Genomic DNA, 25,745 nt, shown 5'->3' on the forward strand with positions numbered 1-25,745 from the left:
GTTACCGCCCCGTGGCAGCACGGCTTGCCGGCGGGATCGTCCTCAAGATCGCCCCGCCGGCAAGCCGTGCTGCTACGACAAGCGCATCTGCGCTATTACGCCTGCGCGGCCAGCGCCTGATCCAGCGCCACACCCGCGCCCATCAGGCCCGGGTACTCAGCCGTCACCACCCACACCGGCACATCCTTGAAGTAATCCTTCATCAGGCCTTTCTGGGCGAGGGCGGCATTGAAACCGCTTTGCATGAAGAAGTCGACGAAGCGCGGAATCACGCCACCGGCGATGTACACCCCGCCACGCCCGCCAACGGTCAGTACGTTGTTGCCGGCCACGCGGCCGAGGAACACACAGAACTGCTCCAGCACCGCGCAGGCTACAGGATCGCCCTTCAGGGCGGCTGCAGTAATGGCCGCAGGCGATTTCAGTTCCGGCTCGATGCCGTCCAGCGCGCAGCTGACCTGATACAGCAGCAACAGGCCCGCGCCGCTGAGCACGGTTTCGGCGCTGACATGTTCGTGCTCGGCCATCAGCCGTGTCCACAGCAGCGCCTCGCGCGCCGTGCCAATGGGCAGATCGACATGTCCGCCCTCACCCGGCACGGCGGTCCAGTGGCTTTCACCGGTGCGGATCAGGGTGCCGACGCCAAGGCCGGTGCCCGGCCCGATGACCACGCGTGCGGCCTTCGGGTCGCCCTTGCCGTGCCGCACGGTCAGGTATTCATCGTCGCGCAGGCGGGTCATGCCCAGCGCCATGGCAGTGAAGTCGTTGACCATGATCAGGTTGTCGATCTTCATCGCCGCGCAGAACGCCTGGCGGTTGATCGTCCAGTGGCTGTTGGTGAAGTGAAAGTCATCGCCGGTGACCGGCCCCGCCACGGCCAGGCAGATCGAACCGACATCGCCCAGGTGCAGTTCCAGATCCTGCAGATAAACCTGCAGGGCTTTTTCGGGACTGGCGTAATCGATCGTCGGGAACACCCGGATCGAATGCAGCTGATCGTCTTCCCAGATGGCAAAACGAGCATTGGTGCCGCCGATATCACCCACCATCGCCAATGTCACTTGAGCGTCTCCAGATTCGTCGTGAAGGCGCTGGCGCCCTTCTCTGCCGAGCTGAAGGCCATGCGCATGAAACCGAACAGTTCACGGCCGGTGCCCACGTTGTGGGACAAACGTCCGATTGCCGGTTCTCTGGCCGCCAATTCTGCCGGTTCGATCAGAACTTGCAACGTTCCTTTTACACCGTCGACCCGAATGAGGTCCCCATCCCGCACAAGTGCCAAAGGGCCACCATCGGAGGCTTCGGGGCAGACGTGGATGGCGGCGGGGATCTTTCCAGAGGCCCCGGACATGCGTCCATCGGTGATCAGAGCGACCTTGAAACCGCGGTCCTGAAGCACGCCAAGAAACGGTGTCATTTTGTGTAGCTCGGGCATGCCATTGGAGCGCGGCCCCTGAAAACGCATGACCGCGACGAAATCGCGTTCCAGTTCACCGGCCTTGAAGGCGTCGGCCAGATCCTGCTGATCTTCGAACACCCGCGCAGGCGCTTCGACGATCTGATGTTCCAGCGCCACTGCCGAAACCTTCATTACGCCACGGCCCAGATTGCCTTCCATGACCCGCAGGCCGCCTTCCGGCGAGAACGGACGCGCCACCGGACGCAGGATGTTTTCGTCCAGGCTTTCGATCGGGCCGTCGCGCCAGACCAGCTTGCCGTTGTCGAGGAACGGCTCCTGGGTGTAGCGACGCAGGCCACGGCCAGCCACGGTGTTGACGTCCTCGTGCAGCAAGCCCGCATCGAGCAGCTCGCGAATCAGGAACGACATGCCGCCAGCGGCCTGGAAGTGGTTGATATCGGCCTTGCCGTTTGGATAGACGTGGGTCAGCGTCGGCACGACTTCGGAGAGATCGGCCATGTCCTGCCAGGTCAGCTGGATCCCGGCGCACTGGGCGATGGCCGGCATGTGCAGGGTGTGGTTGGTCGAACCACCCGTCGCATGGAGCGCAACAATCGAGTTGACCAGCGAACGTTCGTCCACAATCTCTCCCAGAGGGATGAAATCGCCGTTCTGTTTGGTCAGACGCGTTACCTGGATCGCGGCTTCGTGAGTCAGGGCATCGCGCAGCGGCGTGTAGGGATTGACGAAGGAGGCGCCTGGCAAGTGCAGCCCCATGACTTCCATCAGCAGTTGGTTGGTGTTCGCCGTGCCGTAGAAGGTGCAGGTGCCCGGCCCGTGATAGGACTTCATCTCCGAGTCCAGCAGCTCTTCGCGGGTGGCCTTGCCTTCGGCGTAGCGCTGGCGCACGTCGGCTTTTTCCTTATTGGAAATGCCCGACACCATCGGCCCGCCCGGGACGAAAATCATCGGCAGATGGCCAAAGCGCAGCGCGCCCATCATCAGGCCCGGCACGATCTTGTCGCAGATGCCGAGCATCAGCGCGGCATCGAACATGTTGTGCGACAGCGCCACAGCGGTGGCCATCGCGATCACTTCGCGGCTGGCAATGCTCAGCTCCATGCCCGGCTCGCCCTGGGTCACGCCATCGCACATGGCGGGCACGCCGCCCGCGAACTGGCCGACCGAACCCACTTCACGCAGGGCCTTCTTGATCTGTTCGGGGTAATGCTCGTACGGCTGATGCGCCGAGAGCATGTCGTTGTAGGCCGAAACGATGGCGACGTTGGCCGCGTTCATCATCCGCAGGCTGTGCTTGTCTTCGCTGCCGCAGGCCGCGACGCCATGGGCGAAGTTGGCGCATTGCAGCTTGCCGCGCATCGGCCCGTCGCTTGCCGCGCCCCGGATCAGTTGCAGGTAGCGCTGACGGGTTTCACGGCTGCGAGCGATCAGCCGCTCGGTTACCTCAAGGACGCGGGGATGCATGTGATGAACTCCAGGCTAACGGATGTGGTCACCCTCTCAAACGCTTACAAAACCTGACAACTTTTCAGACCGCTGGAGAAACGCTTCAGCAAAGGCCTGATTTTTCAGCGAGTTGTGACCGTTTTACGGGTTTCTATTTGTAGATAAACCAAAATACTGCCACTAACAGGGCTTGTTTTCTATTTTTTTGAGAATAATCTTGTAATTCCAACAACAAATTCACTGAGGACGGGTGTATGACTCTCCGCATCGCAATCAATGGCTTTGGCCGCATCGGCCGCAACGTCCTACGAGCACTCTATACCCAAGGCTATCGTCAGGACCTGCAAGTCGTCGCCATCAACGATCTGGGTGACAGCGAGATCAACGCCCACCTCCTCAAATACGACACCGTTCACGGCCCGTTCGACGCCACCGTCGAGCACGACAAGGAAAGCCTGACGGTCAATGGTGACCGTATTTCGGTCAGCGCCATCCGCAACCCGGCCGAGCTGCCGTGGAAGTCCGAGAAGATCGACGTGGTGTTCGAGTGCACCGGCCTGTTCACCGACCGCGCCAAGGCGGCCGCGCACATCACTGCCGGTGCGAAGAAAGTCATCATTTCCGCCCCTGCCAAAGGCGCGGACGCGACCGTGGTGTATGGCGTCAACCATGACGTGCTGCGCCAGTCGCACCAGATCATTTCCAACGCATCGTGCACCACCAACTGCCTGGCGCCGGTGGCCCAGGTGCTGAACCGCGAACTGGGCATCGAAAGCGGCCTGATGACCACCGTTCACGCCTACACCAACGACCAGAACCTGATCGACGTCTACCACACCGACCCGTACCGAGCCCGTTCGGCCACGCAATCGATGATCCCGAGCAAGACCGGCGCGGCTGAAGCCGTGGGCCTGGTGCTGCCGGAACTGGCCGGCAAACTGACCGGCATGGCCGTGCGGGTGCCGGTGATCAACGTCTCGCTGGTGGACCTGACCGTGCAGCTAAAACGCGACGCGACCGCCGAAGATGTCAACGCGATCATGAAAGAAGCGGCCAAACATTCGAAGATTCTCGGCTACAACAACCTGCCGCTGGTGTCCCACGACTTCAACCACAATCCGCTGTCGTCGATCTTCGACGCCAACCACACCAAGGTCAGCGGCCGCCTGCTGAAAGTGCTGGCCTGGTACGACAACGAATGGGGTTTCTCTAACCGCATGCTGGATAACTGCCTGGCGTTGATGAACGCGCGGTAAGCCGCCCCTCAAAACTGTGGGAGCCGGCTTGCTGGCGAATGCGATTATTCAGACACACAAGTGTTGAATGTCACACCGCATTCGCCAGCAAGCCGGCTCCCACAAGGATTTCACCCATCGCCATAGATGCGCACCGTGGCAGTTTTCCGTCCCGCGTTTACACATTCTTTGCAATTTTGACCCTTGACCCGAACAGTAGATGACAATCATTATCATCCGCGTTTTTTTCTGGTCGGGTATCTTTCGTGAGTCAGTCACACTTCAATGACGTTTTCCTCGCCCGGCGAACGATCCTGCTGCGCACCCTGCAACGCATGGTTCGCAACCCCAGCACCGCCGAGGACCTGCTGCAGGAAACCTACCTGCGGGTGACCCGCGCCCTGGGCGAACGACCCATCGATCACCTCGAACCCTTCGTGTTCCAGACCGCGCGCAACCTGGCGCTGGATCATCTGCGTGCCCGGCGCATTCATGCGCGGACCATCGTCGAAGACGCGCCGATTGCCGATGTCTACAACGTCGTCGCCCCGGACGCCGCGCTGGAGGACGCCGCCCACGCCAATCGTCTGCTGCAGAGCCTGAACGCGAGCCTGGAAAAGCTCACGCCACGCCAGCAGAAAATCTTTACCCTGAGCCGTCTCAACGGCTGCAGTTACCTGGAGATCGCCGAACAACTGGGCGTTTCGGCCAGCACCGTACAAAAGGAACTCAAGCTGATCATGGCGATTTGCGTCGGGGTTGCCGCCCGGCTCGAACGCTGATGAGAGCAGCCTGATCCATACTCCATAAGAAATCCGGCGGACCGCCTGCGCTTCTGGCGCTAGAATCCCGCCCCGAACCGTGTAACCCGAGGACGCCCCTTGACGGACTCTCACTCACCTGGCCCCGTGAACGATCACGTGATGGATCAGGCCCTGATGTGGCTGATCGAACTGGAAGACGCCGACGCCGGGCAGCAGGCGCGCTTTCACGAATGGCTGGCCGCCGACCCGGCCCATGGCGAAGCCTTCGCCAGGGCCGAGGCTGTCTGGAATTCGCAGCCGGTGCTCGATGCGGCCGTGACCCTGGCCATGCCGAAGAAGCCGTCGGTGCTCAAACGCCTGCGCCCGCACTGGATGCCGTTGGCCACCGCCGCCTTGCTGATTCTGGGCCTGTTCAACTTCAGCGACCTGCCGCTGCGGCTCAAGGCCGACCACCTCACCGTGGCCGGAGAGCGCCAGCGCCTTGAGCTTGCGGACGGTTCGAAGGTGCTACTCAATACCAGATCCGCGTTCTCCAGCGACCTGGATGAACACCAGCGCGTGGCCCGCCTGTATCAGGGCGAAGCCTTCTTCGAAGTGCCCGGCGCCAAGGGCCTGCCCCTTGAGATCGAGGCAGGTCCCGTGCGCATGAGCGCCAGCAGCACGGCGTTTGCCGTGCGGTATCTGGATGGCGTGGCGCAGATTCAGGTCGAACGCGGTGCGGTGAACGTCCAGGCGACCAAGGGCAATTCCCAGGTCAGCCTCAATGCCGGCGACAGCCTGCGCGTTGGCCCAGATGGTTTCGGCCATCGGGAAAAGATCGATCGCAACAAGGATCTGGCGTGGATTCAGGGCCGCCTGATTTTCGACAACTGCCCGTTGAGCGAGGTGCTGGCTGAGCTGCGGCGGTATTACCCGGGCTGGATCGTCAACGCCAACGACCGTCTGGACAAGGTCGCCGTCACCGGCAACTACCGCCTGGACAACCCGGTGGACGTGGTCCGCTCGCTGGCGCAAATCACCTCCGCGCGGCTGCATGAGCTGCCTGCGCTGGTCATTCTCAATTGAGAATAATTATTTTTACGCGATAGCCGTTCGTCGTACGTCTCGTTATAGCCAATGCAAGTGATTCCTATTAAACAACTTGCCAACACTGTAACGACCCGTACGACAGGGAGCGCTATCGATGCCGTCCACGTTCACCCCCGCTTCATCCGATTCGCCACGCAACAGCACCAGCAATTTCACCCTCTCCCTGCTCACCGTCGCAGTGTTCGCCGCGGGAATGCACAGCGCGCAGGTCTGTGCCGCCGAACAACCGGCACGGGTCGCGGGCAGCTATCAGTTCTCGATCAAGCAACAACCGCTGGTATCGGCGTTGAACGAGTTCAGCAAGGTGACGGGCTGGCAAGTGGGCATGTCTTCGGATCTGGCGCAGAACGTCACCTCCCCCGGCGTCAACGGCACGATGTCCGCCGAAAAGGCCCTGGATCGCCTGCTGGCGGGCAGCAACCTGAGCTACCGCAGCCTGGGCAACAACAACGTGGTACTGGAGAAGCGCAGCAACGCCGGCACCCTGGCACTGGACCAGGTCACGGTCAGTGCCACTCGCCAGGCGCAGTCGGTGGACTCGGTACCCAGCACCGTCACTGTGCAGGACCGTCAGGAACTGGATCGCAAGAACGTCAACAACATTCGAGATCTGGTGCGCTATGAGCCCGGTGTCTCGGTAGGCGGCGCCGGCCAGCGTGCCGGCACCAGCGGCTACAACATTCGCGGGATCGACGGCGACCGCATTCTGACTCAGGTCGACGGCGTCGAAGTGCCGGACAACTATTTCTCCGGCCCCTACGCCAACACCCACCGCAACTACGTCGACCCGGAAATCATCAAGCGCGTCGAAATCCTGCGCGGCCCGGCCTCGGCGCTGTACGGCAGCAGCGCCATCGGCGGCGCGGTGAGCTACTACACCCTCGACCCCGAAGACATCATCAAGCCGGGCAAGGACGTCGGCGCGCGCCTGAAGACCGGCTACAGCTCGGCGGACAACAGCTGGCTGAACTCGGCCACCGTCGCCGGCCGCGAAGGTGATTTCGACGGCTTGCTGCATGTCAGCCAGCGCAACGGCCAAGAAACCGAATCCTACGGCAACCATGGCGGCACAGGGCTTTCGCGTACCGCCGCCAACCCTGAAGACGTGCGCGCCACCAACATTCTGGCCAAGCTGGGCTGGAACTACGGCGACAACGACCGCCTGGCCTTCACCTACGAGAAGTACAAGGACGACACCCACACCAACCAAAAAAGCGCCGTGGGCGGCCCGTTCACCGGCGGCCGGGGCTTTGGTTTCTACCGTGGCCGCGAAGGCAACGACGTGATCACCCGCGAGCGCTTCGGCCTGGAGAACAACTTCGCGCTGGACAGCCTGCTGGTAGACAACGTCAAGTGGAGCCTGAACTACCAGATCGCCAAGACCGACCAGAACACCATCGAGCGTTATGTGCCCGGCAGCCGCGACGTGTGGCGTACCCGCGATACCACCTACAAAGAGCGTCAGTGGATCTTCGACGCGCAGCTGGACAAGGCCTTCAGCATTGCCGACACCGAGCACCTGCTGACCTACGGCACCACGCTCAAGCAGCAGAAAGTCACCGGTGAGCGCAGCGGCACCGCGACCTGCGCCTCGGTCCTGGGCACCTGCCGCACCGTCGGCGCCACTAGCCCGACCGCGTCCGACAGCCTGGCGCCGAACAGCGACTTCCCGGATCCGACCATCAACACCTACGCCCTGTTCGCCCAGGATCAGATCAAGTGGGGCGACTGGACCTTCATGCCGGGCGCACGTTACGATTACACCACGCTCAACCCGCACGTCACGCCTGAGTTCCTGCGCGCGATCAGCCTGACCAGCGCCGACCAGTTCAACGACAAAGAGAAGAAATGGCATCGCCTGTCACCCAAACTGGGCGTGACTTATGCCATCGACGACGCCTACACCTGGTACGGCCAGTACGCCGAAGGTTTCCGCACGCCGAGCGCCAAGGCGCTGTACGGCCGCTTCGAAAACCTCAACACCGGCTACATCGTCGAGCCCAACCCGGACCTGAAACCGGAAACCAGCAAAAGTTACGAGACCGGTCTGCGCGGTCGCTTCGACGAAGGCTCGTTCGACGTGGCGGTGTTCTACAACAAATACCGCGACTTCATTAACGAGGACGCCATTCAGCCGGCCACCTCGACCGAAGCGGTGTTCCAGTCCAACAACATCAAGCACGCCACCATCAAGGGCGTGGAGCTCAAGGGCCGCCTGAACCTGGACAGCTTCGGCGCGCCGCAAGGCCTCTACACCCAGGGCTCGGTTGCCTGGTCCCAGGGTCGCAACGATGACACCGGCCAGCCGATCAACAGCATCAACCCGCTGACCGGCGTGTTCGGCCTGGGTTACGACCAGGACAACTATGGCGGCCTGCTGAGCTGGACCCTGGTCAAGCGCAAGACCCGCGTGGACGACTCCAACTTCCACGCGCCGGATGGCTCTTCGACCCAGTTCAAGACCCCGGGCTTCGGGCTGGTGGACCTGACCGGTTTCTACAAGGTCACCGACGATGTGACCGTCAGCGGCGGCATCTACAACCTGGCCGACAAGAAATACTGGCTGTGGGATGACGTGCGCGGCTACGACGGCGTCGGCGAAGCAGGCGTGACCGCGCCGGCCAGCCTGGACCGCCTGACCCAGCCGGGCCGCAACTTCGCCATCAACCTGGTGTGGGATATCTAAGCCAGCCACCGCCCCGTAGCAGCGCGGCTTGCCGGCGGGCGGTGTGTCAGTCGACATCTTTGTCACAGACACACCGCACCCGCCGGCAAGCCGTGCTGCTACGGGATCTGTCATTTTTTACGCTCTGCAGGCGCTCACACGTCTCGTCTACAAGCGCCCCCATTTACAAGGAAGACTCCATGTCTCAAGAGCAGACGCGTCGCTCCCAGCGACTGAACCAGATCACTCACGCTCCCCACGAGCAACTGGACAAGGCGGTCAAGGCCAATGCGCCGTTCGAGACCCTGGCCAGTTACTCGCGTTTTCTGAGCGCGCAGTACCTGTTCCAGCAGGAACTCAAAGCCCTGTACACCGACCCGCAACTGGTCGAACTGATCGCAGATCTGCCCGAGCGCTGCCGCGCCGAACAGGCCAAGGCTGACCTGAACGACCTCGACACGCCGATCCCGAGCCCGGTCGCAGGCGCCGTCAACGCGCCGAGCCAGGCCGAAGCGCTGGGCTGGCTGTTCGTCTCCGAAGGCTCGAAACTGGGCGCGGCATTCCTGATCAAGCGCGCCGTAGCCCTGAACCTCAGCGAAACCTTCGGCGCCCGCCATCTGGGCGAACCGGCCGGCGGTCGCGCCGAAGGCTGGAAGCGTTTCATCCGCATTCTCGACGAGCTGCCGTTCAGCGAAGAGCAGGAACGCCAGATCGACAAGGGCGCGGTCGCCGCCTTCGAGCGCTTCAATGTGCTGCTGCAACACGCCTACTCGTCGGCCCCGCAGGCCGAACCTGCCTGAATCGAAGCGTTCGGCGCCCGGCACTGTTAAGCTAGGCGCCATCTCGCTCCTTGCGCCAACCGTTCACCCGCCGTACCCGAGACTCATGACCAGCACTCCCCCAGGCAGCAAACTGTCCCGCATCCTGTTCGGCATCCTGGCCTACGTCAGCCTTGCCATCGGCATCATCGCGATCTTCATTCCGGGGCTGCCCACCACCGAATTCATCCTGCTGGCCGCCTGGGCCGCGACCAAAAGCTCACCGCGCCTGAGCGCCTGGCTGGAAAACCATCGCCTGTTCGGTCCGATGCTGAGCAACTGGCGCAACGGCAAACTGATCGCGCGCAGCGCCAAGATCAGCGCCACGGTCACCATGCTCATCTGCGCGGTGCTGATGCTGGTGGTGCTCAAGCACAACTGGTGGATCTACTTCGCCGTGGCCGGCATGCTGCTGGTCAACCTGTGGATCTGGTCGCGTCCCGAGCCTGCCAGGCCCGGGCAGGAGTGCGCGGAGTCTTCCAGCCAGCGCTGAACCCCAGGCTCTGCGAACGGTCTGCTCCTTACGATCATTGTTTCTTGAGGGAGCAGTCACATGTTCGAACCTGGCCATTTGCATATCACCCGCACCAAGCTGCAGGACAAGGATTTCGGTTACGACTTCCACGTTCGCTACGAGGTCAACCAGGACCCTGCCGAGGGCGCCTGCATGCACTTCTCCATGGAAGGCGAAATCAACGGCAAGGCGTTCAAGGAAGAATTCGTGCTGACCAAGGACAAGGCCTACAACTTTGCCAGCGAAGCCTTTCACCTGGCGGTCAAGCACGGCATGCCCAAGGGCGTCGACATCCGCACCCTGCACGATGAATACGACCTGATGTTCGAGGACATCCGCCACACACTCGACATGAAGTCGGGCGATCCGGTGAAGCCCGAGCATCTCGAATGAGACGGATGACCTGTAGGAGCGAATTCATTCGCGAAGGTATTCCGGACGCTGGAGATGCATCGGCCATACGAACCGATCGCGAATGAATTCGCTCCTACAGGTCGTTAATCTGCGATTGCTGGCATAATCGCCACCCATCTCTCGTCTGAACCGTCTGGCCCATGCGCATCCACGTCACCTTCATCGACCGCGTCGGCATCACTCAGGAGGTGCTCGCCATCCTGGGTGCGCGCAACCTGAACCTCGATGCTGTCGAGATGGTGCCGCCCAACGTCTATATCGACGCGCCGACCCTGAGCCACGAGCTGCTCGAAGAGCTCAAGGATCGCCTGTTCCGCGTGCGCGGCGTCGAGGCGATCAAGGTTGTGGACATCCTTCCCGGCCAGCGCCGTCATCTGCAACTGGACGCCCTGCTCGCCGCCATGACCGACCCGGTGCTGGCGCTGGACAGCGCGGGCCATGTGCTGCTGGCCAACCCGGCGCTGGTGGCGCTTTACGGCCAGGAACCGGCTGGCCAGTCGCTAGGGGAAATCTTCTCCGACCCGAGTCTGCAGACCGCGCTGCTGGAAAACGGCTTTCGCCTGCCCATGCGCGAGGTGACGCTCAACGGCGAGGCGCTGCTGCTGGACGCCACGCCGATCACCGACGCCGGTGCGCTGCTGACGCTGTACCTGCCCAGCCGCATCGGTGAGCGTCTGTCGGCCCTGCACCATGACCACGCCGAAGGCTTCGACGCATTGCTCGGCGATTCATCGCCGATCCGCACCCTCAAGGCTCGCGCCCAGCGGGTCGCGGCGCTCGATGCACCGCTGCTGATTCAAGGCGAGACCGGCACCGGCAAAGAGCTGGTGGCGCGGGCCTGCCACGCGGTCAGCGCCCGGCACAGCGCGCCGTTTCTGGCGCTCAACTGCGCGGCATTGCCGGAGAACCTCGCCGAAAGCGAGCTGTTCGGCTACGCCCCCGGCGCCTTTACCGGCGCGCAGCGCGGCGGTAAACCGGGGCTGATGGAACTGGCCAACCAGGGCACGGTGTTTCTCGATGAAATTGGTGAGATGTCGCCCTATCTGCAAGCCAAGCTGCTGCGTTTTCTCAACGACGGCAGCTTCCGCCGCGTTGGCGGCGACAAGGAGGTGCAGGTCAACGTGCGTATCCTCAGCGCCACCCACCGCGATCTGGAAAAGATGGTGGCCGAAGGCACCTTCCGTGAGGACCTTTTCTACCGCCTCAACGTGCTGAACCTGGACGTCCCGCCCCTGCGCGAACGCGGCCAGGACATTCTGTTGCTGGCGCGTTTCTTCATGGAGCAGGCCTGCACCCAGATCCAGCGCCCGGTGTGCCGCCTGGCACCGACCACCTATCCTGCGTTGCTGGGCAACCGCTGGCCGGGCAATGTGCGCCAGTTGCAGAACGTGATCTTCCGCGCGGCAGCGGTCTGCGAGGGCTCGCTGGTGGACATCGGCGATCTGGACATCGCCGGCACCGCCGTTGCGCCGGGTGCCGATTGTGAGGTCGAAAGCCTGGAAGGCGCGGTCGAAGCGTTCGAGAAGTCGTTGCTGGCCAAGCTTTACGACGACTACCCGTCGACCCGTCAACTGGCCGCGCGCCTGCAAACGTCGCACACCGCCATCGCCCACCGGCTGCGCAAGTACGGGATTTCTGGAAAAGCTTGAAACATCACAGACGGTTTCTGCCAAAGGCGTAGCGGACTTGCTGGCGATTCCGAGCAGTCATTCGACGACGATGTTGAATGACCCACCGCATTCGCCAGCAAGCCGGCTCCTGCAGGTATGGCGTTCAGCCTGATGAAAGCCGCTTGTCCACGACATGACCGCCTTTCATATGCCATATAAAACCCGATGGGGTAGAATGCCCCCCTTTTCTACTGCACGATCCCCGAGGACCGCCATGTTCAGCCGTAATTTGACTATCGCCAAGTACGACTCCGACCTGTTTGCCGCTATGGAACAAGAAGCCAAGCGCCAGGAAGAGCACATCGAGCTGATCGCCTCGGAGAACTACACCAGCCCTGCGGTCATGGAAGCCCAGGGCTCGGTACTGACCAACAAGTACGCTGAAGGCTACCCGGGCAAGCGCTACTACGGCGGTTGCGAATACGTCGACATCGTCGAGCAACTGGCGATCGACCGCGCCAAGCAACTGTTCGGCGCCGACTACGCCAACGTCCAGCCACACGCAGGTTCCCAAGCCAACAGCGCCGTCTACCTGGCCCTGCTGAACGCTGGCGACACCATCCTGGGCATGAGCCTGGCTCACGGTGGTCACCTGACCCACGGTGCCAGCGTTTCCTCCTCCGGCAAGCTGTACAACGCTGTTCAGTACGGCATCGACGGCAACGGCCTGATCGACTACGACGAAGTCGAGCGTCTGGCAGTCGAGCACAAGCCGAAAATGATCGTGGCCGGTTTCTCTGCCTACTCGCAGGTGCTGGACTTCGCCCGCTTCCGCGCTATCGCAGACAAAGTGGGCGCTTACCTGTTCGTCGACATGGCTCACGTGGCCGGTCTGGTCGCCGCTGGCGCCTACCCGAACCCGGTTCCATTCGCTGACGTCGTGACCACCACCACTCACAAGACCCTGCGCGGTCCACGTGGCGGCCTGATCCTGGCGCGCGCCAACGCCGACATCGAGAAGAAGCTGAACTCCGCCGTATTCCCGGGCGGCCAGGGCGGCCCGCTGGAGCACGTCATCGCGGCCAAGGCGATCTGCTTCAAGGAAGCACTGCAGCCTGAGTTCAAGGCTTACCAGCAACAAGTGGTGAAGAACGCAAAGGCCATGGCTGCGGTGTTCATCGAGCGCGGCTTCGACGTGGTCTCCGGCGGTACCGAGAACCACCTGTTCCTGCTGTCGCTGATCAAGCAGGACATCTCCGGTAAAGACGCCGACGCCGCACTGGGCAAGGCGTTCATCACCGTGAACAAGAACTCGGTGCCAAACGACCCACGCTCCCCGTTCGTCACCTCCGGCCTGCGCTTCGGCACTCCGGCCGTGACCACTCGCGGCTTCAAGGAAGCAGAATGCAAGGAACTGGCGGGCTGGATCTGCGACATCCTGGCGGATCTGAACAACGAAGCGGTAATCGACGCCGTTCGCGAGAAGGTCAAGGCCATCTGCGCCAAGCTGCCGGTCTACGGCGCTTGATAGCGGTTTGCTGATGTGAAGGAGCCCGCAGCGATGCGGGCTTTTTTGTGCCTTTGACGTCCGCACAAAGCTTGTCAGTTTTTTGTAATCCTTGCGTCACCCTCTTGAGGGAGGGGAATTTCTAGAGTGACTGCACCTCAACTTGCTGGAGTGGTCACCATGAAGATTCGCACCTCCCTCGCCCTTGCCCTGTCTGTCGCTGCGCTGTCCCTGGCTGGCGTATCGGCCGCTCAGGCTCAGGATGCCGGTGGCATCAAAAACGTCGTGCTGGTCCACGGCCTGTACGCCGATGGCTCGAGTTGGGCCAAGGTCATCCCGATGCTGCAAGCCAAAGGCCTGCACGTCACCGCCGTGCAAAACCCCACCACCTCGCTGGAGGCTGACGTCGACGCGGTCAAACGCACGCTGGCGATGCAGGACGGCCCGACCTTGCTGGTCGGCCACTCCTACGCAGGCATGGTGATCAGCCAGGCCGGCGACGATCCGAAGGTCAAAGGCCTGGTGTACATCGCAGCCCGCGCACCGGATGCCGGTGAAGACTACCCGGCGTTGACCAAGAAGTTCGCCCCTGCTCCTGCTTCAGCAGGTTTGCAATGGTCGGCAGACGGTTACGGCCTGCTTTCCGAGCAAGCCTTCGTACATGACTTCGCCGGAGACTTGCCGCAGAAAGAAGCCGAAACCTACTACGCTGTGCAGCAACCGGTCGCCAAGGCCGTGACTCAGGGCAAGACCACCGTCGCCGCCTGGCATGACAAGCCGACCTGGTATGCCGTGTCCACTGAAGACCGCACCATCAACCCGGACCTGCAACGCTTCATGGCCCAGCGCATGAAAGCCCACACGGTCGAGATCGATGCCAGCCACGTTTCGCTGATCTCGCAGCCGCAAAAGGTCGCGGACCTGATCATTCAGGCAACCCATGGGGCGGACGCTCATTAATCGTTACACTTGAGCCCTCTGCCACGGTAGGCCCATCACCGTCATGAACATCCTGATCATTGAAGACGAGCTGAAGACCGCGTCCTACCTGCAGGCCGGTCTGACCGAAGCGGGCTATGTGGTCGATCACGCCAGCAATGGCATCGACGGTCTGCACATGGCGCGCGAGTCGCACTACGATCTGATTCTGCTGGATGTGATGCTGCCGGAAATGGACGGCTGGACGGTGATGGAAAAGCTCGGTAGCCGCCAGCAGACGCCGGTCCTGTTTCTCAGTGCTCGCGGCACGCTGGAAGATCGCCTCAAAGGATTGGGGCTGGGTGCCGACGAGTATCTGGTCAAACCGTTTTCCTTCGCGGAGCTGCTGGCCCGAATTCGCATCATCCTGCGCCGGGGCCAGGCCGAACGTCCTGTGGAAACCCTGGAAGTCGGTGATCTGCAGGTCGATGTCGCCAAGCGCAAAGTGGTACGGGGCGGGCAACGCCTGACCCTGACCAACAAGGAATTCAGCTTGCTGCTGTGTTTCATCCAGCGCCGTGATGAGGTGCTGCCCCGCAGCCTGCTCGCCTCGCTGGTGTGGGACATGAATTTCGACAGTGACACCAATGTGGTCGATGTTGCCGTGCGACGTTTGCGCCAGAAGCTCGATGATCCCTTCCCGAACAAGCTGATCCACACTGTGCATGGCGTGGGCTATCGCTTCGAGTACGAAGCATGAGCCGCTTGTCGCTGACGCTGCGTCTGGCCCTTCTCCTGGCCTGCTTCGCCTTCGGTGCCATGGGCGTACTCGGCTCGGCGCTGTATGTCGGACTCAAGGCGCAGTTGTCCTTCAGCGACGACGCGGCGCTGGTCACGCGGGTCGACCAGATTCGCACCTTGCTGCAGGACAGCGATGCGCAGGAAATGGTGCGCGACAAACCCCGCCTGTTCGGCAACATGCTGGGCAACTCCGAGTCGTTGCTGATCGTGCAGACCGAAAGCGGTACGTCGCTGATCACGGTCAATCCCGGCCAGCGCCAGGTGCCGCAGGTCGACCCGATCGATGCCGACACCGCACTGTCGCTCAAGCAGGTCCAGCATGGGCAAGCTGCGGACGGCACACCGTTCATCTACATGGCCGCGCTGGTGCGGCGCGCTGACAACCAGCCGCCGTTGAAAGTGATTTCCGGGCGTCTGCTGACCGAACGTGCACGCATTCTGGCGGGATATCGCAGCGACATTCTGACCCTGGCCAGCCTCACCGCCATTGTTGTCGCGCTGCTGGCCTATCTGCTGGCCCGCCGCAGCATGGCACCGCTGCACCGGCTTGCCGAGCAGACGGCGCGCATCGGCATGGGCACCCTGGGCAGCCGCATCGATCAGCCCGACGCGCCTCGTGAACTCGACACGCTGATCCTTCAGTTCAACGCGATGCTGGACCGGCTTGAGCGCGGCTTCACGGATCTGCGGCAGGTCAGCGCCGACATGGCCCACGACTTGCGCACGCCCATCGGCAATATGCTGGGGCAGATTGAAGTGGGCCTGGGCAAAGCCAGAGCAATGGACTATTACCAGCGCCTGCTGGGCTCCAACTACGAAGAGCTGCAACGCCTTTCGAAAATGATCGACAACATGCTGTTTCTGGCTCGTACCGAACACGCCGAAGAGGCCATCGAACGTACAGATGTGCAGATCGCTGAGGAATTGAGCCGAGTCTGCAGTTACTTCGAAGACCTGACCGAGGACCGCGGGATCGTCCTGAGCTGGGAAGGCAGCGGCACGCTGAGCGCCGACGTCACGCTGTTTCGCCGGGCGCTGGCCAATCTGGTTTCCAATGCGGTGAGGCATGCCCGCCCTGACAGCGAAATTCAGATACAGGCCAGCCAGGATGCCACCCATGACATCGTGCAAGTGCGCAATCTGGGAGACACCTTGCCGGCGTGGCAGATGGAACGGCTGTTCGACCGCTTTTATCGGGCCGACGCCTCGCGACAGCAGTCATCGGACCGCAGTGGGCTGGGGCTGTCGATCGTGGCATCGATCATGAAACTGCACGGCGGCGACTGCCAGGTGGACAGCCGCGACGGTGTGACGATCTTCAGCCTGCGCTTCCCGAAGCGACCTTCGCAAACCCCGCGCGAATCTTCTCTTCCGGCAGTTCATCGGCGATAAACACGATCACGCTTTCACGTGTTTCGTCTGCGCCCCACTCCACGTCGAAGTCGAAGCCGTAGAGTTTCAACACGCCCTGAAACACCAGCTTGCGCTCTTCGCCGGCGATGTTCAGCACACCCTTGTAGCGCAGCAGTTGTTTGCCGTGATCTTCCAGCAGTTCGTTCATGAACTCGCTGAGTTTGTCGATATCCAGCGCCTTGTCGCTGCGCAGGACCAGGCTGCTGATCCGGTCGATCGAACGCCCGGCAGGCGCCGCCGGGCGCAGGGTCATGCCGCCGATATCAGCGTTTAGGTTGAAGCCGCGCACGTCCAGCAGTTCGGCGAGATCGATCTTGCCGTGTTCGACCACGCGAATTGGCGCGCGGCGGTTGATCCGGGTCAGTCGCTCGCTCAGTGCTTTGAACGTCGCCTCGTCCACCAGATCGGTCTTACTCACCAGCAGGCGGTCGGCAAAGCCGATCTGGGCCTGGGCGATGGTCTGCTCCAGATGCGTTTCGGCGTGGGCCGCGTCGACCAGGGTGATGATGCCGTCAAGGATGTAGCGCTCGCGCAGTTCTTCATCGATGAAAAAGGTCTGGGCGACCGGCGCCGGATCGGCGAGCCCGGTGCATTCGATCACCAGGCGGTCGAAGGCGATCTCGCCGCTGTCCAGCCGCTCCAGCAGCAGGACCAAAGCCTTGGTCAGGTCGGTGTGGATGGTGCAGCACACGCAACCGTTGGACAGGGTCATGACCTGCACGGGCTCATCGCCCAGCAATTGGGTATCGACCCCGGCGTCGCTGAATTCGTTTTCGATCACGGCGATCTTCAGGCCGTGCTCGGCCTTGAGCAGATGGCGCAGCAAGGTGGTCTTGCCGGCGCCGAGAAAACCGCTCAGGACAGTGACGGGAATGGGTGTGAACAAAACAGAATCTCCAGAACGTCAAAGGTCCGTAGCAGCACGGCTTGCCAGCGGTGGCGATATGTCTGTGACGAATATGTCGCCTGACACACCGCCCCGCCGGCAAGCCGTGCTGCTACGGACCGTGTTAATCCAAAGGTCAGCCAATCAACAACACTTCGGCCCACCCTTGCCACCGTAGCGGGCGTCCTGGCGTTCCCGAAAGAACGCCTCGTACGACATCACTGGTTTGTCAGGGTGCTTGGTCTGCATATGTTCGACGTAGGTGTCGTAGTCCGGCATGCCCACCATCAGGCGTGCCGCCTGGCCCAGGTACTTACCCAAGCGACTCAGGTCATTGAACATATGCAGCTCCTCGCCTTATCGCGTACTCAGTTGGTTTTCGGGAAGGCCTGGAAAGGCGCTTCCTTGTCGCTGCGTTCTTTCTTGATCCAGGCAGCACGGCCGACCTTGATCGCGTAGAACAGAATACTCAGCACCACGAACAGGAACAGACCGGTCAACACCGCGTTGGTGTAGGCGTTGAAGATCACGTGCTGCATCTGCTCGGCGGTTTTGGCCGGGGCCAGGATCTGACCGGCTTCAGCGGCGGTGCTGTATTTCTTGGCCAAGGCCAGGAAGCCCACCGCAGGGCTTGGGTCGAACAGCTTGATGAAGCCTGCGGTCACGGTGCAGATCAACAGCCACGACGCTGGCAGGATGGTCACCCACGCGTACTGCTGGCGTTTCATCTTGATCAGCACCACCGTCGCCAGCATCAGCGCGATACCCGCCAGCATCTGGTTGGAGATGCCGAACAGCGGCCACAAGGTATTGATGCCGCCCAATGGGTCGATCACGCCCTGGTACAGCAGATAACCCCAAAGTGCCACGCAACCGCCGGTGCCGATGGCGTTGGCCGTCCAGGATTCAGTGCGTTTGAGCGAAGGCACGAAGCTGCCCAGAAGGTCCTGCAGCATGAAACGACCGGCACGGGTACCGGCGTCGACAGCGGTGAGGATGAACAGCGCTTCGAACAGAATCGCGAAGTGGTACCAGAACGCCATGGTGTCCTGGCCGGGGAACGCCTGATGCAGGATTTGCGCGATACCCACTGCCAGGGTCGGCGCACCACCGGCGCGGGCCAGAACGGTGTTCTCGCCGATTTCCTTGGCGGTCGCGACCAGTTGATCCGGCGTGATCACGAAGCCCCAGCTGCTGACCATTTGCGCAACTGCGTTGACGTCACCGCCGACGATCGCCGCCGGGCTGTTCATCGCGAAGTAGATGCCAGGCTCGATGACCGAAGCGGCCACCATGGCCATGATCGCCACGAAAGACTCCATCAGCATGCCGCCGTAGCCGATATAACGGGCGTTGACTTCGTTATCCAGCAGTTTTGGCGTAGTACCCGACGAGATCAGCGCGTGGAAGCCCGACACCGCACCACAAGCGATGGTGATGAACAGGAACGGGAACAGGGTGCCTTTCCAGACCGGGCCGGAGCCGTCGGTGAACTGGGTCAGGGCCGGCATTTTCAGCTCAGGCGCCAGAATCAGGATACCGATGGCCAGCGCGACGATGGTGCCGATTTTCAGGAAGGTCGACAGGTAGTCACGCGGTGCCAGTACCAGCCAGACCGGCAGCATGGCAGCGACAAAACCGTACCCCACCAGCAGCCAGGTGATCTGTACGCCGGTGAAGGTGAACACCGGGGCCCACTCAGGGCTGGCCGCGACATGGCCGCCGATCCAGATCGACAGCAGCAACAGCACCACGCCAATCACCGAAATCTCGCCGATGCGGCCCGGGCGGATGAAGCGCATGTAGATGCCCATGAACATCGCGATCGGAATGGTCGCCATCACGGTAAACATGCCCCACGGGCTTTCGGCCAAGGCCTTGACCACGATCAGCGCCAGCACCGCGAGGATGATGATCATGATCAAAAAGCAGCCGAACAAGGCGATGGTACCGGGAACGCGGCCCATTTCCTCGCGGACCATGTCGCCCAGCGAGCGGCCGTTACGGCGCGTGGAGAGGAACAGGATCATGAAGTCCTGCACCGCGCCCGCCAGTACCACGCCGGCGATCAGCCACAGCGTGCCGGGGAGGTAGCCCATTTGCGCGGCAAGCACCGGGCCGACCAGCGGACCTGCGCCAGCGATGGCGGCGAAGTGATGGCCGAAAAGAATGTGTTTGTTGGTCGGAACGTAATCCAGGCCATCGTTGTTGAGCACAGCAGGCGTGGCCCGGGTCGGGTCCAGCTGCATGACGCGTGACGCGATGAACAGGCTGTAGTAACGATAAGCGACCAGATAGATAGCAACCGCGGCGACGACGATCCAGAGTGCGTTGATTGCCTCTCCCCGACGCAATGCAACCACTCCCAGAGCAAAGGCCCCAAGAATCGCAACAATCAGCCAGGGCACGTGGCGCAGCAGACTATTATTGTTTTTCATTTTATTGTTTCCAGCAGAGTGGACTTATTTGAACCCGCTCACGGAGTTTAGCGCTGCTGGAGTGAAAGACCACCCCCCACAATGGTCTAGCGCCCGCTTTGGCCTATAGTCATCGAATCGGAATTCAACAGGCCAGGGCCAATAAAACCTCGGTGATCGAGGCCAGGAGAAGTCGACTCATGACCGATTCCCACAAAGAGCGTCGCCAATTCAAACGTATTTCATTCGATGCCAAGACCGAGCTGACTCAAGGCAGCCTGAGTTGGCCGGTGCACCTGCTGGATCTTTCGCTCAAAGGCCTGCTGATTGAAAAGCCCTCGCCGTGGCTGGGCAAGCCTGACGAGCCGTTCATGGTCGACATCCATTTGAACGTCGACATCGACGTGCAGATGCAGGTGCGCCTGACCCACGACGATCACAATCATCTGGGGTTCGTGTGCGAACACATCGGGCTGGAGTCGGTCACCCACTTGCGCAGGCTGGTGGAGTGGAATCTGGGCGATCCCGAGGAGCTGGAGCGCGAACTGGCGGCGTTGATCAAGGTGTGAGGCACGGGCAATGGCCCGTGCCTGCGGTCGATCCGGTCAGATGATCTTCTGCTTGACCGCCTCTTCCAGCGAGCTCTGGGTGAGGTGCGCGATGATGCCATCGGCGGACTGATTGAACGGCAGCGCAAACACCAGCAGCAGTTGCATCCAGGTGGTGACGGTTTCGCTCTTTTCGATGCGGCCCAGGGTCTTGCCTTCACGGTCCTTGTAGACGGTTTCCAGCACCAGCTTGTTGTCGAATGTCGTCGGGATCACATACAGCGTGGCACCGGTCAGGATCGCGCTGGCATAGCTGCCGGTTTCCTGATTGCGCAGCGTTGCGTACACGTACACATCCGACTCGCTCTTGTCAGTGGTTACGCTCTGAAAGCGTTCCGACTGCTTGATGTTATCGACAACGACCTTTTCCCATGCTTCAGGCCGGGTGCCGCCCGGAGTCTGCTGACCGTTCATGGTGTGCATCGTGGTGAAGCGCACATACGCGGAAGGTTTGGCGGTCGCCTCCTTGTTCGCCAACGGCCAGTTCTGCACCGCCGGCAAATCATGTTGCGAGTACGAGACACAGCCGGTCAGGGAAACGCCGGCGATCAACAGCAGTGTTTTCAGAATGCGTTTCATGGTCTGCCGAGTCCTTTCAGTGGGCATTCAATTGGCTGACAGCGTCGTCTGTCAGCTTGCTGATCAGCGCGCGCAGTTGTGGGCTGCCCAAGCCTGGCGCGGCGTAGTCCGGATCGAACAGCCCGACGTTGCGGGGTTCATCCACTCGGGCCATCGCCTTGGCCAACGCTTTGCCGGAGCGGTCCTCGATGGTCAGCTCACCCGCCAGATCGTAGGTGTCGACGTAGATCGGGCCGTTCACCCAGATGTAAATGGTCAGCGTCAGCAGGGCTCCCGGGAAGTAGGCGGGATGCGGAGTGCGCTTGCCATGCAGCGAGGTCAGGTTGAATTTCAACATGACGTCCTGGTCGCCCAGCTTGGCGGGAAACACCGACAGGTCTTTGAAGTAGCCGGCGCTTTCCAGGTAATGGTTGATCTGCTCGGTCAACTGACGGCTCGCGTTCTTGCGCATGTCGTCCTTGACCCCTGGAGCGGAAATGGCCACATCCGCGACCTGGGCAACGCGAGCGCTGCTGACGGAGGCAGCCTTTTCCGGTTCGCCCAGCGGTCCATAGGTATTGAAGGAAAAGCAACCCGTCAGCGAGAGGATCGCGCTCAACAGCAGTAGGTAAGAAACCCGTTTCACAGCCAACATCCTTATTTCGGGCGAACAGACGCGCGTCGATCCCATGGCATCGAGGCGGGAACATTCAATATCGGGAGGGGAAATGCATTGCCATGGCGACACGACAGGGTCGTGAGCGCGGCATCGCGGGGCGCGATGTTAATATGACATCATAATGGCGTCAATTTTTCAGCCATATTTCAGTAAAGGCCAGCGAGACGCTGGCCCCGGGCTGAGTCATTCCTCGAACAACGCATCCAGCGCCTGGTCGAGCCGGGTCACGGCGATCACCCGCAGCCCCGTCGGTGCTTCTTTCGGCGCATTGCCCTTGGGCACGATGGCGCGTTTGAAGCCATGCTTGGCCGCTTCTTTCAGGCGTTCCTGCCCGCTGGGCACCGGGCGCACTTCGCCTGACAGGCCGACTTCGCCGAACACCAGCAGGTCACCCGGCAATGCCCGGTTGCGCAGGCTGGACATGACAGCGGCCATCAGCGCCAGGTCCGATGCGGTTTCCAGCACCTTCACGCCGCCCACCACGTTGAGGAACACATCCTGATCGTGGGTCGGAATGCCGCCATGGCGATGCAATACCGCCAGCAGCATGGACAGACGGTTCTGATCCAGCCCCAGGGTCACGCGGCGCGGGTTGGACAGGTGGCTGTCATCCACCAGCGCCTGCACTTCCACCAGCATCGGCCGGGTGCCTTCCCAGGTGGCCATAACCACGCTGCCGGCGACTGCTTCCTGCGCGCGGGTCAGAAAGATCGCCGACGGGTTGGAGACCTCTTTCAGGCCCTTGTCGGTCATGCCGAACACGCCCAGTTCGTTGACCGCACCGAAGCGGTTCTTCACTGCGCGCAGCAGGCGCAGACGGCCATCGGACTCGCCTTCGAAATACAGCACGGTGTCGACCATGTGCTCCAGCACACGCGGCCCCGCCAGCGCGCCCTCCTTGGTGACGTGGCCGACCAGGAAGATCGCCGTGCCGCTCTGCTTGGCATAACGCACCAGCAGCGCGGCGCTCTCGCGCACCTGCGAGACACCGCCGGGCGCCGATTGCAGCTGCTCGGTGAAAATGGTCTGGATCGAGTCGATGACCATGACTTTCGGCTTCTCGATCCGCGCCGTGGCGATGATGCTTTCGATGCTGGTCTCGGTCATCACCTGCAGCTTGTCCTGGGGCAGGCCCAGACGCCGGGCACGCATGGCGACCTGCTGCTGCGATTCTTCGCCGGTCACGTACAGCGCAGGCATGCGCTCGGCGATGGCGCAGAGGGTCTGTAGCAGGATGGTCGACTTGCCGATCCCCGGATCGCCGCCAATCAGCACCACCGAGCCGTCCACCAAGCCACCGCCCAGCACGCGATCCAGTTCGGCTGAAGCGGTAGAAAAGCGCGGGATTTCTTCGACACTGACTTCAGCCAGGGTCTTGATCTGCGCCTGCTGGCCACTCCAGCCGGCACGCCCGCTGGGGGCAGCCGCCCCGCCGCTTTCGATCATGGTTTCGGTCAGCGTGTTCCAAGCGCCGCATTCGCCGCACTGCCCGGCCCACTTGGGAAAGGTCGCGCCGCACTCGGTGCAGCCATACATGCGTTTGGCCTTGGCCATGGGCACTCCGATCATGAAAAAGTGGGGAATCATAACCCAGTTTGGCGAGCCTTCGAACGCAATGGACAGGGCTGCGCGCAACACCGGTAACGACCTGTTCAGCCCGGCACGGCGTTGCGCCCCCTCTCAATCCGAAAGACGTGCTGCCAGACGCTTCACCTGCACCAAGTCACCCCTGACCACTTTGGCAACACCTGCACCGTACTCAGCGTCGGCCTTGTAGAGGAATGAAAGGATGATGTGCTTGCTCACCTCGTCGGCCGATGCGAGCGAAGCCCCGAAGCTCTGGATCAGATCCATGCGCTCGGTCTTGCTGAACGATCGGTAAAGATCACCGGCCTGCCTGAAATTCTGTTCGCGCTGGATCCTGGCCTGTTGGGTTGTGCCTTGCAGGGGCAACTGGCTATACCGGGCCTGTGGATTTTCGTCACGGGGCAGCAGGCGACTTGGCTGATAATTGATGCTCGAAAGCGTGCGGCCGCTATTCAAGGCGCCATCCTGATTGCCGTTATTGACCCGAGCCCGTGGGGCGTTGATGGGAAGCTGATTGGCGTTGGTGCCCACCCGATGAAGCTGGGTGTCCGCGTAAGAAAATATGCGCCCTTGCAGCAACCGGTCTTCGGAGGGCTCGATGCCGGTCACCAGATTGGAGGGTGCCAGCGCAACCTGTTCGGTTTCCTGGAACACGTTATCCGTATTCCGGTTCAAGACCATCTGCCCCACCTTGCGCGAGGGAACGCCGGGCCAGATTTTAGTGGGATCCAGCGGGTCGAAGTCGAACCGGGGCAGATCCTCAGGCTTGAGCACTTGAACGTAGAGGTCCCACTTGGGGAAATTACCCTGCCGGATCTGGCTGACAAGATCCCGCGTCATGTGGCTGAAATCACGTCCCTGCACCTGAGCGACCTGCGCAGGCCTCAGGTTCTTGATGCCCTGCAGGCTTTTCCACTGAAACTTCACGTAATGCACCTGGCCCTTGGCGTTGACCAGTTTGTAGGCATGCACGCTGTTGCCGTCCATCTCTCTGTAGCTGGCAGGCGTGCCGTTATTGGAGTAAAGCTCGGTCAGGGTACGGGTCGCCTCAGGAACATGAGACAGGAAATCGAAGCGTCGTGCGTCGTTATCCAGGTTGTTCCTGGGGTCGGGCTTCAAGGCGTGCACCATGTCGGGAAACTTGATCGCATCACGGATGAAAAAGGTCGGGATGTTATTGCCGACCAGATCCCAGTTGCCGTCGCTGGTGTAGAAACGCGTTGCGAAACCTCGTGGGTCTCGCAGTGTTTCGGGCGAGTGAGTGCCGTGTATGACCGAGGAGAATCGCACGAACACAGGCGTGACTTCTCCTGAGCGAAACACCTGCGCCTTGCTCAGGTCACTCAGGCTGTCAGTGACCGTGAACTGGCCATGGGCGCCGGTGCCACGCGCGTGTACAACGCGCTCGGGAATCCGTTCCCGGTCAAAGCGTTGAAGCTTCTGGATCAGCTGGACATCCTGCAGCAAGACAGGACCATCGGGGCCTGCGGTCTGGGAGTTCTGATTGTCACCGACCGCCGCGCCGTTATCGCGGGTCAGTGCCTGGGACTGGGTCTGCATCTGAGCAGAGGCAGATACCGAAAGCAGGCTAGTGGCCAGAAGAGTCAGGCACCCGCTTTTGGAGACTAAAGTTGAGACTAGCGTGGTTCGCATATCGTCAATTCCATTTGTTTATTAGGGGCACTCGAATGTGCAGGCCCAGCCTAAAACAAACTTTGGCGGTCATTGACGTTCAGGAACTTTCCGAAACAGATATCGATAACACAAATAAAATCAGAAACTTACGTGCGTTTCCCATCTCACGGCAATTTCCGGCAAAACTAACGCGCCCTGATCAGGTCGATTGCAGGGATTACGCGAGATGCGTGTAGCTGACATACACTGCATCCACCACCCTCATCTGTAACAAAGGAATACACCATGAGCGTACTAAGCGAGTTCAAAGCCTTTGCCGTCAAAGGAAACGTGGTCGACATGGCCGTCGGGATCATCATTGGCGCGGCATTCGGCAAGATCGTTTCGTCGTTCGTCGGCGATGTAATCATGCCGCCCCTGGGGCTGCTGATTGGCGGCGTGGACTTCAGTGATCTGGCAATTACCCTGCGCGCAGCGGATGGCGCGGCGCCTGCGGTGGTGCTGGCCTACGGCAAATTCATCCAGACGGTTATCGACTTTCTGATCGTGGCGTTTGCCATCTTCATGGGTGTGAAAGCGATCAACCGCCTCAAACGCGAAGAAGCCAAGGCGCCGACGGTGCCACCAGTACCCACCCCGCAGGAAACCCTGCTGACCGAGATTCGTGATCTGCTCAAAGAGCAGAACGGCAAACCGGCGGCGCCGATTCAGGTGAATCCTGATAGGTTGGTTTGAAGCAAAGGGCCAACAGGCTCAGGCTT

At 61.4% G+C, this 25,745-nt stretch carries 23 protein-coding genes; 14 read left to right on the plus strand and 9 right to left on the minus strand.

Features of this window, described 5'->3' with window-relative positions; all coding sequences use genetic code 11:
• Window positions 1-95: 95 nt before the first annotated feature.
• Together AC1MEK_RS05315 and edd are read right to left on the minus strand one after the other, a co-directional pair.
• Window positions 96-1,061 carry a glucokinase gene (locus AC1MEK_RS05315; protein ID WP_480395205.1) on the minus strand — a complete coding sequence of 322 codons (966 nt, stop codon included), beginning with the start codon at window positions 1,059-1,061 and terminating at the stop codon, window positions 96-98.
• Window positions 1,058-2,884: a phosphogluconate dehydratase gene (gene edd / locus AC1MEK_RS05320; protein WP_480395206.1), complete on the minus strand. Its 1,827-nt coding sequence runs from the start codon at window positions 2,882-2,884 to the stop codon at window positions 1,058-1,060. The genes AC1MEK_RS05315 and edd overlap by 4 nt, the downstream gene beginning before the upstream one ends.
• A gap of 236 nt (window positions 2,885-3,120) precedes the next feature.
• On the opposite strand from edd, the gene gap reads away from it, so the two are divergent.
• From gap to AC1MEK_RS05380, 12 genes are all read left to right on the plus strand, one after another.
• Window positions 3,121-4,122, plus strand: coding sequence for a type I glyceraldehyde-3-phosphate dehydrogenase (gene gap, locus AC1MEK_RS05325; protein ID WP_480395207.1), 1,002 nt, complete (start codon window positions 3,121-3,123; stop codon window positions 4,120-4,122).
• Window positions 4,123-4,367: 245 nt separating this feature from the next.
• Window positions 4,368-4,883, plus strand: coding sequence for an RNA polymerase sigma factor (locus AC1MEK_RS05330; protein WP_480395208.1), 516 nt, complete (start codon window positions 4,368-4,370; stop codon window positions 4,881-4,883).
• 141 nt (window positions 4,884-5,024) lie between these two features.
• Window positions 5,025-5,930: a FecR family protein gene (locus tag AC1MEK_RS05335; RefSeq protein ID WP_480395209.1), complete on the plus strand. Its 906-nt coding sequence runs from the start codon at window positions 5,025-5,027 to the stop codon at window positions 5,928-5,930.
• A gap of 118 nt (window positions 5,931-6,048) precedes the next feature.
• Window positions 6,049-8,640 (plus strand): TonB-dependent receptor, encoded by a 2,592-nt coding sequence (locus tag AC1MEK_RS05340; RefSeq protein ID WP_480395210.1) that lies wholly within the window; start codon window positions 6,049-6,051, stop codon window positions 8,638-8,640.
• 179 nt (window positions 8,641-8,819) lie between these two features.
• Window positions 8,820-9,419: a biliverdin-producing heme oxygenase gene (locus tag AC1MEK_RS05345; RefSeq protein ID WP_480395211.1), complete on the plus strand. Its 600-nt coding sequence runs from the start codon at window positions 8,820-8,822 to the stop codon at window positions 9,417-9,419.
• Between the two features lie 85 nt (window positions 9,420-9,504).
• Window positions 9,505-9,930, plus strand: coding sequence for a YbaN family protein (locus AC1MEK_RS05350; protein WP_480395212.1), 426 nt, complete (start codon window positions 9,505-9,507; stop codon window positions 9,928-9,930).
• Window positions 9,931-9,990: 60 nt separating this feature from the next.
• On the plus strand, window positions 9,991-10,344 hold the full coding sequence (locus AC1MEK_RS05355; protein ID WP_480395213.1) for a DUF5064 family protein: 354 nt from the start codon (window positions 9,991-9,993) through the stop codon (window positions 10,342-10,344).
• 161 nt (window positions 10,345-10,505) lie between these two features.
• The gene (locus AC1MEK_RS05360) at window positions 10,506-12,014 is read left to right on the plus strand and encodes a sigma-54-dependent transcriptional regulator (protein ID WP_480395214.1); all 1,509 of its coding nucleotides are present in this window, start codon (window positions 10,506-10,508) and stop codon (window positions 12,012-12,014) included.
• Between the two features lie 235 nt (window positions 12,015-12,249).
• Window positions 12,250-13,503: a serine hydroxymethyltransferase gene (gene glyA, locus AC1MEK_RS05365; protein WP_480395215.1), complete on the plus strand. Its 1,254-nt coding sequence runs from the start codon at window positions 12,250-12,252 to the stop codon at window positions 13,501-13,503.
• A 252-nt stretch (window positions 13,504-13,755) separates the two neighbouring features.
• Window positions 13,756-14,442 carry an alpha/beta hydrolase gene (locus AC1MEK_RS05370; protein WP_480395277.1) on the plus strand — a complete coding sequence of 229 codons (687 nt, stop codon included), beginning with the start codon at window positions 13,756-13,758 and terminating at the stop codon, window positions 14,440-14,442.
• Window positions 14,443-14,485: 43 nt separating this feature from the next.
• Window positions 14,486-15,160 carry a heavy metal response regulator transcription factor gene (locus AC1MEK_RS05375; protein ID WP_480395216.1) on the plus strand — a complete coding sequence of 225 codons (675 nt, stop codon included), beginning with the start codon at window positions 14,486-14,488 and terminating at the stop codon, window positions 15,158-15,160.
• On the plus strand, window positions 15,157-16,593 hold the full coding sequence (locus AC1MEK_RS05380; protein WP_480395217.1) for a heavy metal sensor histidine kinase: 1,437 nt from the start codon (window positions 15,157-15,159) through the stop codon (window positions 16,591-16,593). Before AC1MEK_RS05375 ends, AC1MEK_RS05380 begins: the two co-directional genes overlap by 4 nt.
• Here AC1MEK_RS05380 and yjiA read toward each other — a convergent pair.
• The 3 genes from yjiA to AC1MEK_RS05395 all read right to left on the minus strand — a co-directional run bounded on the left by yjiA (window position 16,520) and on the right by AC1MEK_RS05395 (window position 19,938).
• Window positions 16,520-17,500, minus strand: a complete 981-nt coding sequence (yjiA, locus tag AC1MEK_RS05385) for a GTPase (RefSeq protein WP_480395218.1) — start codon at window positions 17,498-17,500, stop codon at window positions 16,520-16,522. The genes AC1MEK_RS05380 and yjiA overlap by 74 nt on opposite strands.
• 144 nt (window positions 17,501-17,644) lie before the next feature.
• Window positions 17,645-17,842 carry a YbdD/YjiX family protein gene (locus AC1MEK_RS05390; protein WP_274135730.1) on the minus strand — a complete coding sequence of 66 codons (198 nt, stop codon included), beginning with the start codon at window positions 17,840-17,842 and terminating at the stop codon, window positions 17,645-17,647.
• A 26-nt stretch (window positions 17,843-17,868) separates the two neighbouring features.
• Window positions 17,869-19,938 carry a carbon starvation CstA family protein gene (locus AC1MEK_RS05395; RefSeq protein WP_480395219.1) on the minus strand — a complete coding sequence of 690 codons (2,070 nt, stop codon included), beginning with the start codon at window positions 19,936-19,938 and terminating at the stop codon, window positions 17,869-17,871.
• Window positions 19,939-20,117: 179 nt separating this feature from the next.
• Between AC1MEK_RS05395 and AC1MEK_RS05400 the strand changes: the two genes are divergently transcribed.
• On the plus strand, window positions 20,118-20,486 hold the full coding sequence (locus AC1MEK_RS05400; RefSeq protein WP_480395220.1) for a PilZ domain-containing protein: 369 nt from the start codon (window positions 20,118-20,120) through the stop codon (window positions 20,484-20,486).
• 36 nt (window positions 20,487-20,522) lie between these two features.
• On the opposite strand, the gene AC1MEK_RS05405 is transcribed toward AC1MEK_RS05400, so the two are convergent.
• From AC1MEK_RS05405 to AC1MEK_RS05420, 4 genes are all read right to left on the minus strand, one after another.
• Entirely contained in the window at window positions 20,523-21,104 is a 582-nt protein-coding gene (locus AC1MEK_RS05405) for a hypothetical protein (RefSeq protein ID WP_480395221.1), read from the minus strand.
• 16 nt (window positions 21,105-21,120) lie between these two features.
• Window positions 21,121-21,729: a hypothetical protein gene (locus AC1MEK_RS05410; protein ID WP_480395222.1), complete on the minus strand. Its 609-nt coding sequence runs from the start codon at window positions 21,727-21,729 to the stop codon at window positions 21,121-21,123.
• A gap of 216 nt (window positions 21,730-21,945) precedes the next feature.
• Window positions 21,946-23,316, minus strand: a complete 1,371-nt coding sequence (radA, locus tag AC1MEK_RS05415; RefSeq protein ID WP_480395223.1) for a DNA repair protein RadA — start codon at window positions 23,314-23,316, stop codon at window positions 21,946-21,948.
• Between the two features lie 126 nt (window positions 23,317-23,442).
• Window positions 23,443-25,002 (minus strand): catalase, encoded by a 1,560-nt coding sequence (locus tag AC1MEK_RS05420; protein ID WP_480395224.1) that lies wholly within the window; start codon window positions 25,000-25,002, stop codon window positions 23,443-23,445.
• Between the two features lie 267 nt (window positions 25,003-25,269).
• Between AC1MEK_RS05420 and mscL the strand changes: the two genes are divergently transcribed.
• Window positions 25,270-25,719 (plus strand): large-conductance mechanosensitive channel protein MscL, encoded by a 450-nt coding sequence (gene mscL, locus AC1MEK_RS05425; RefSeq protein WP_480395225.1) that lies wholly within the window; start codon window positions 25,270-25,272, stop codon window positions 25,717-25,719.
• Window positions 25,720-25,745 lie beyond the last annotated feature (26 nt).

This window comes from Pseudomonas sp. 2, from assembly GCF_056627435.1.

Excerpts from the sequence above, each read along its gene's own strand:
- AC1MEK_RS05380 (WP_480395217.1), top strand. The coding sequence starts at position 15,157 with ATGAGCCGCTTGTCGCTGACGCTGCGTCTGGCCCTTCTCCTGGCCTGC.
- edd (WP_480395206.1), bottom strand. The coding sequence starts at position 2,884 with ATGCATCCCCGCGTCCTTGAGGTAACCGAGCGGCTGATCGCTCGCAGC.
- AC1MEK_RS05395 (WP_480395219.1), bottom strand. The coding sequence starts at position 19,938 with ATGAAAAACAATAATAGTCTGCTGCGCCACGTGCCCTGGCTGATTGTT.
- AC1MEK_RS05335 (WP_480395209.1), top strand. The coding sequence starts at position 5,025 with ATGGATCAGGCCCTGATGTGGCTGATCGAACTGGAAGACGCCGACGCC.
- gap (WP_480395207.1), top strand. The coding sequence starts at position 3,121 with ATGACTCTCCGCATCGCAATCAATGGCTTTGGCCGCATCGGCCGCAAC.
- mscL (WP_480395225.1), top strand. The coding sequence starts at position 25,270 with ATGAGCGTACTAAGCGAGTTCAAAGCCTTTGCCGTCAAAGGAAACGTG.
- AC1MEK_RS05400 (WP_480395220.1), top strand. The coding sequence starts at position 20,118 with ATGACCGATTCCCACAAAGAGCGTCGCCAATTCAAACGTATTTCATTC.
- AC1MEK_RS05390 (WP_274135730.1), bottom strand. The coding sequence starts at position 17,842 with ATGTTCAATGACCTGAGTCGCTTGGGTAAGTACCTGGGCCAGGCGGCA.
- AC1MEK_RS05405 (WP_480395221.1), bottom strand. The coding sequence starts at position 21,104 with ATGAAACGCATTCTGAAAACACTGCTGTTGATCGCCGGCGTTTCCCTG.
- glyA (WP_480395215.1), top strand. The coding sequence starts at position 12,250 with ATGTTCAGCCGTAATTTGACTATCGCCAAGTACGACTCCGACCTGTTT.
- AC1MEK_RS05340 (WP_480395210.1), top strand. The coding sequence starts at position 6,049 with ATGCCGTCCACGTTCACCCCCGCTTCATCCGATTCGCCACGCAACAGC.
- radA (WP_480395223.1), bottom strand. The coding sequence starts at position 23,316 with ATGGCCAAGGCCAAACGCATGTATGGCTGCACCGAGTGCGGCGCGACC.
- AC1MEK_RS05355 (WP_480395213.1), top strand. The coding sequence starts at position 9,991 with ATGTTCGAACCTGGCCATTTGCATATCACCCGCACCAAGCTGCAGGAC.
- AC1MEK_RS05360 (WP_480395214.1), top strand. The coding sequence starts at position 10,506 with ATGCGCATCCACGTCACCTTCATCGACCGCGTCGGCATCACTCAGGAG.
- AC1MEK_RS05420 (WP_480395224.1), bottom strand. The coding sequence starts at position 25,002 with ATGCGAACCACGCTAGTCTCAACTTTAGTCTCCAAAAGCGGGTGCCTG.
- AC1MEK_RS05350 (WP_480395212.1), top strand. The coding sequence starts at position 9,505 with ATGACCAGCACTCCCCCAGGCAGCAAACTGTCCCGCATCCTGTTCGGC.
- AC1MEK_RS05375 (WP_480395216.1), top strand. The coding sequence starts at position 14,486 with ATGAACATCCTGATCATTGAAGACGAGCTGAAGACCGCGTCCTACCTG.
- AC1MEK_RS05345 (WP_480395211.1), top strand. The coding sequence starts at position 8,820 with ATGTCTCAAGAGCAGACGCGTCGCTCCCAGCGACTGAACCAGATCACT.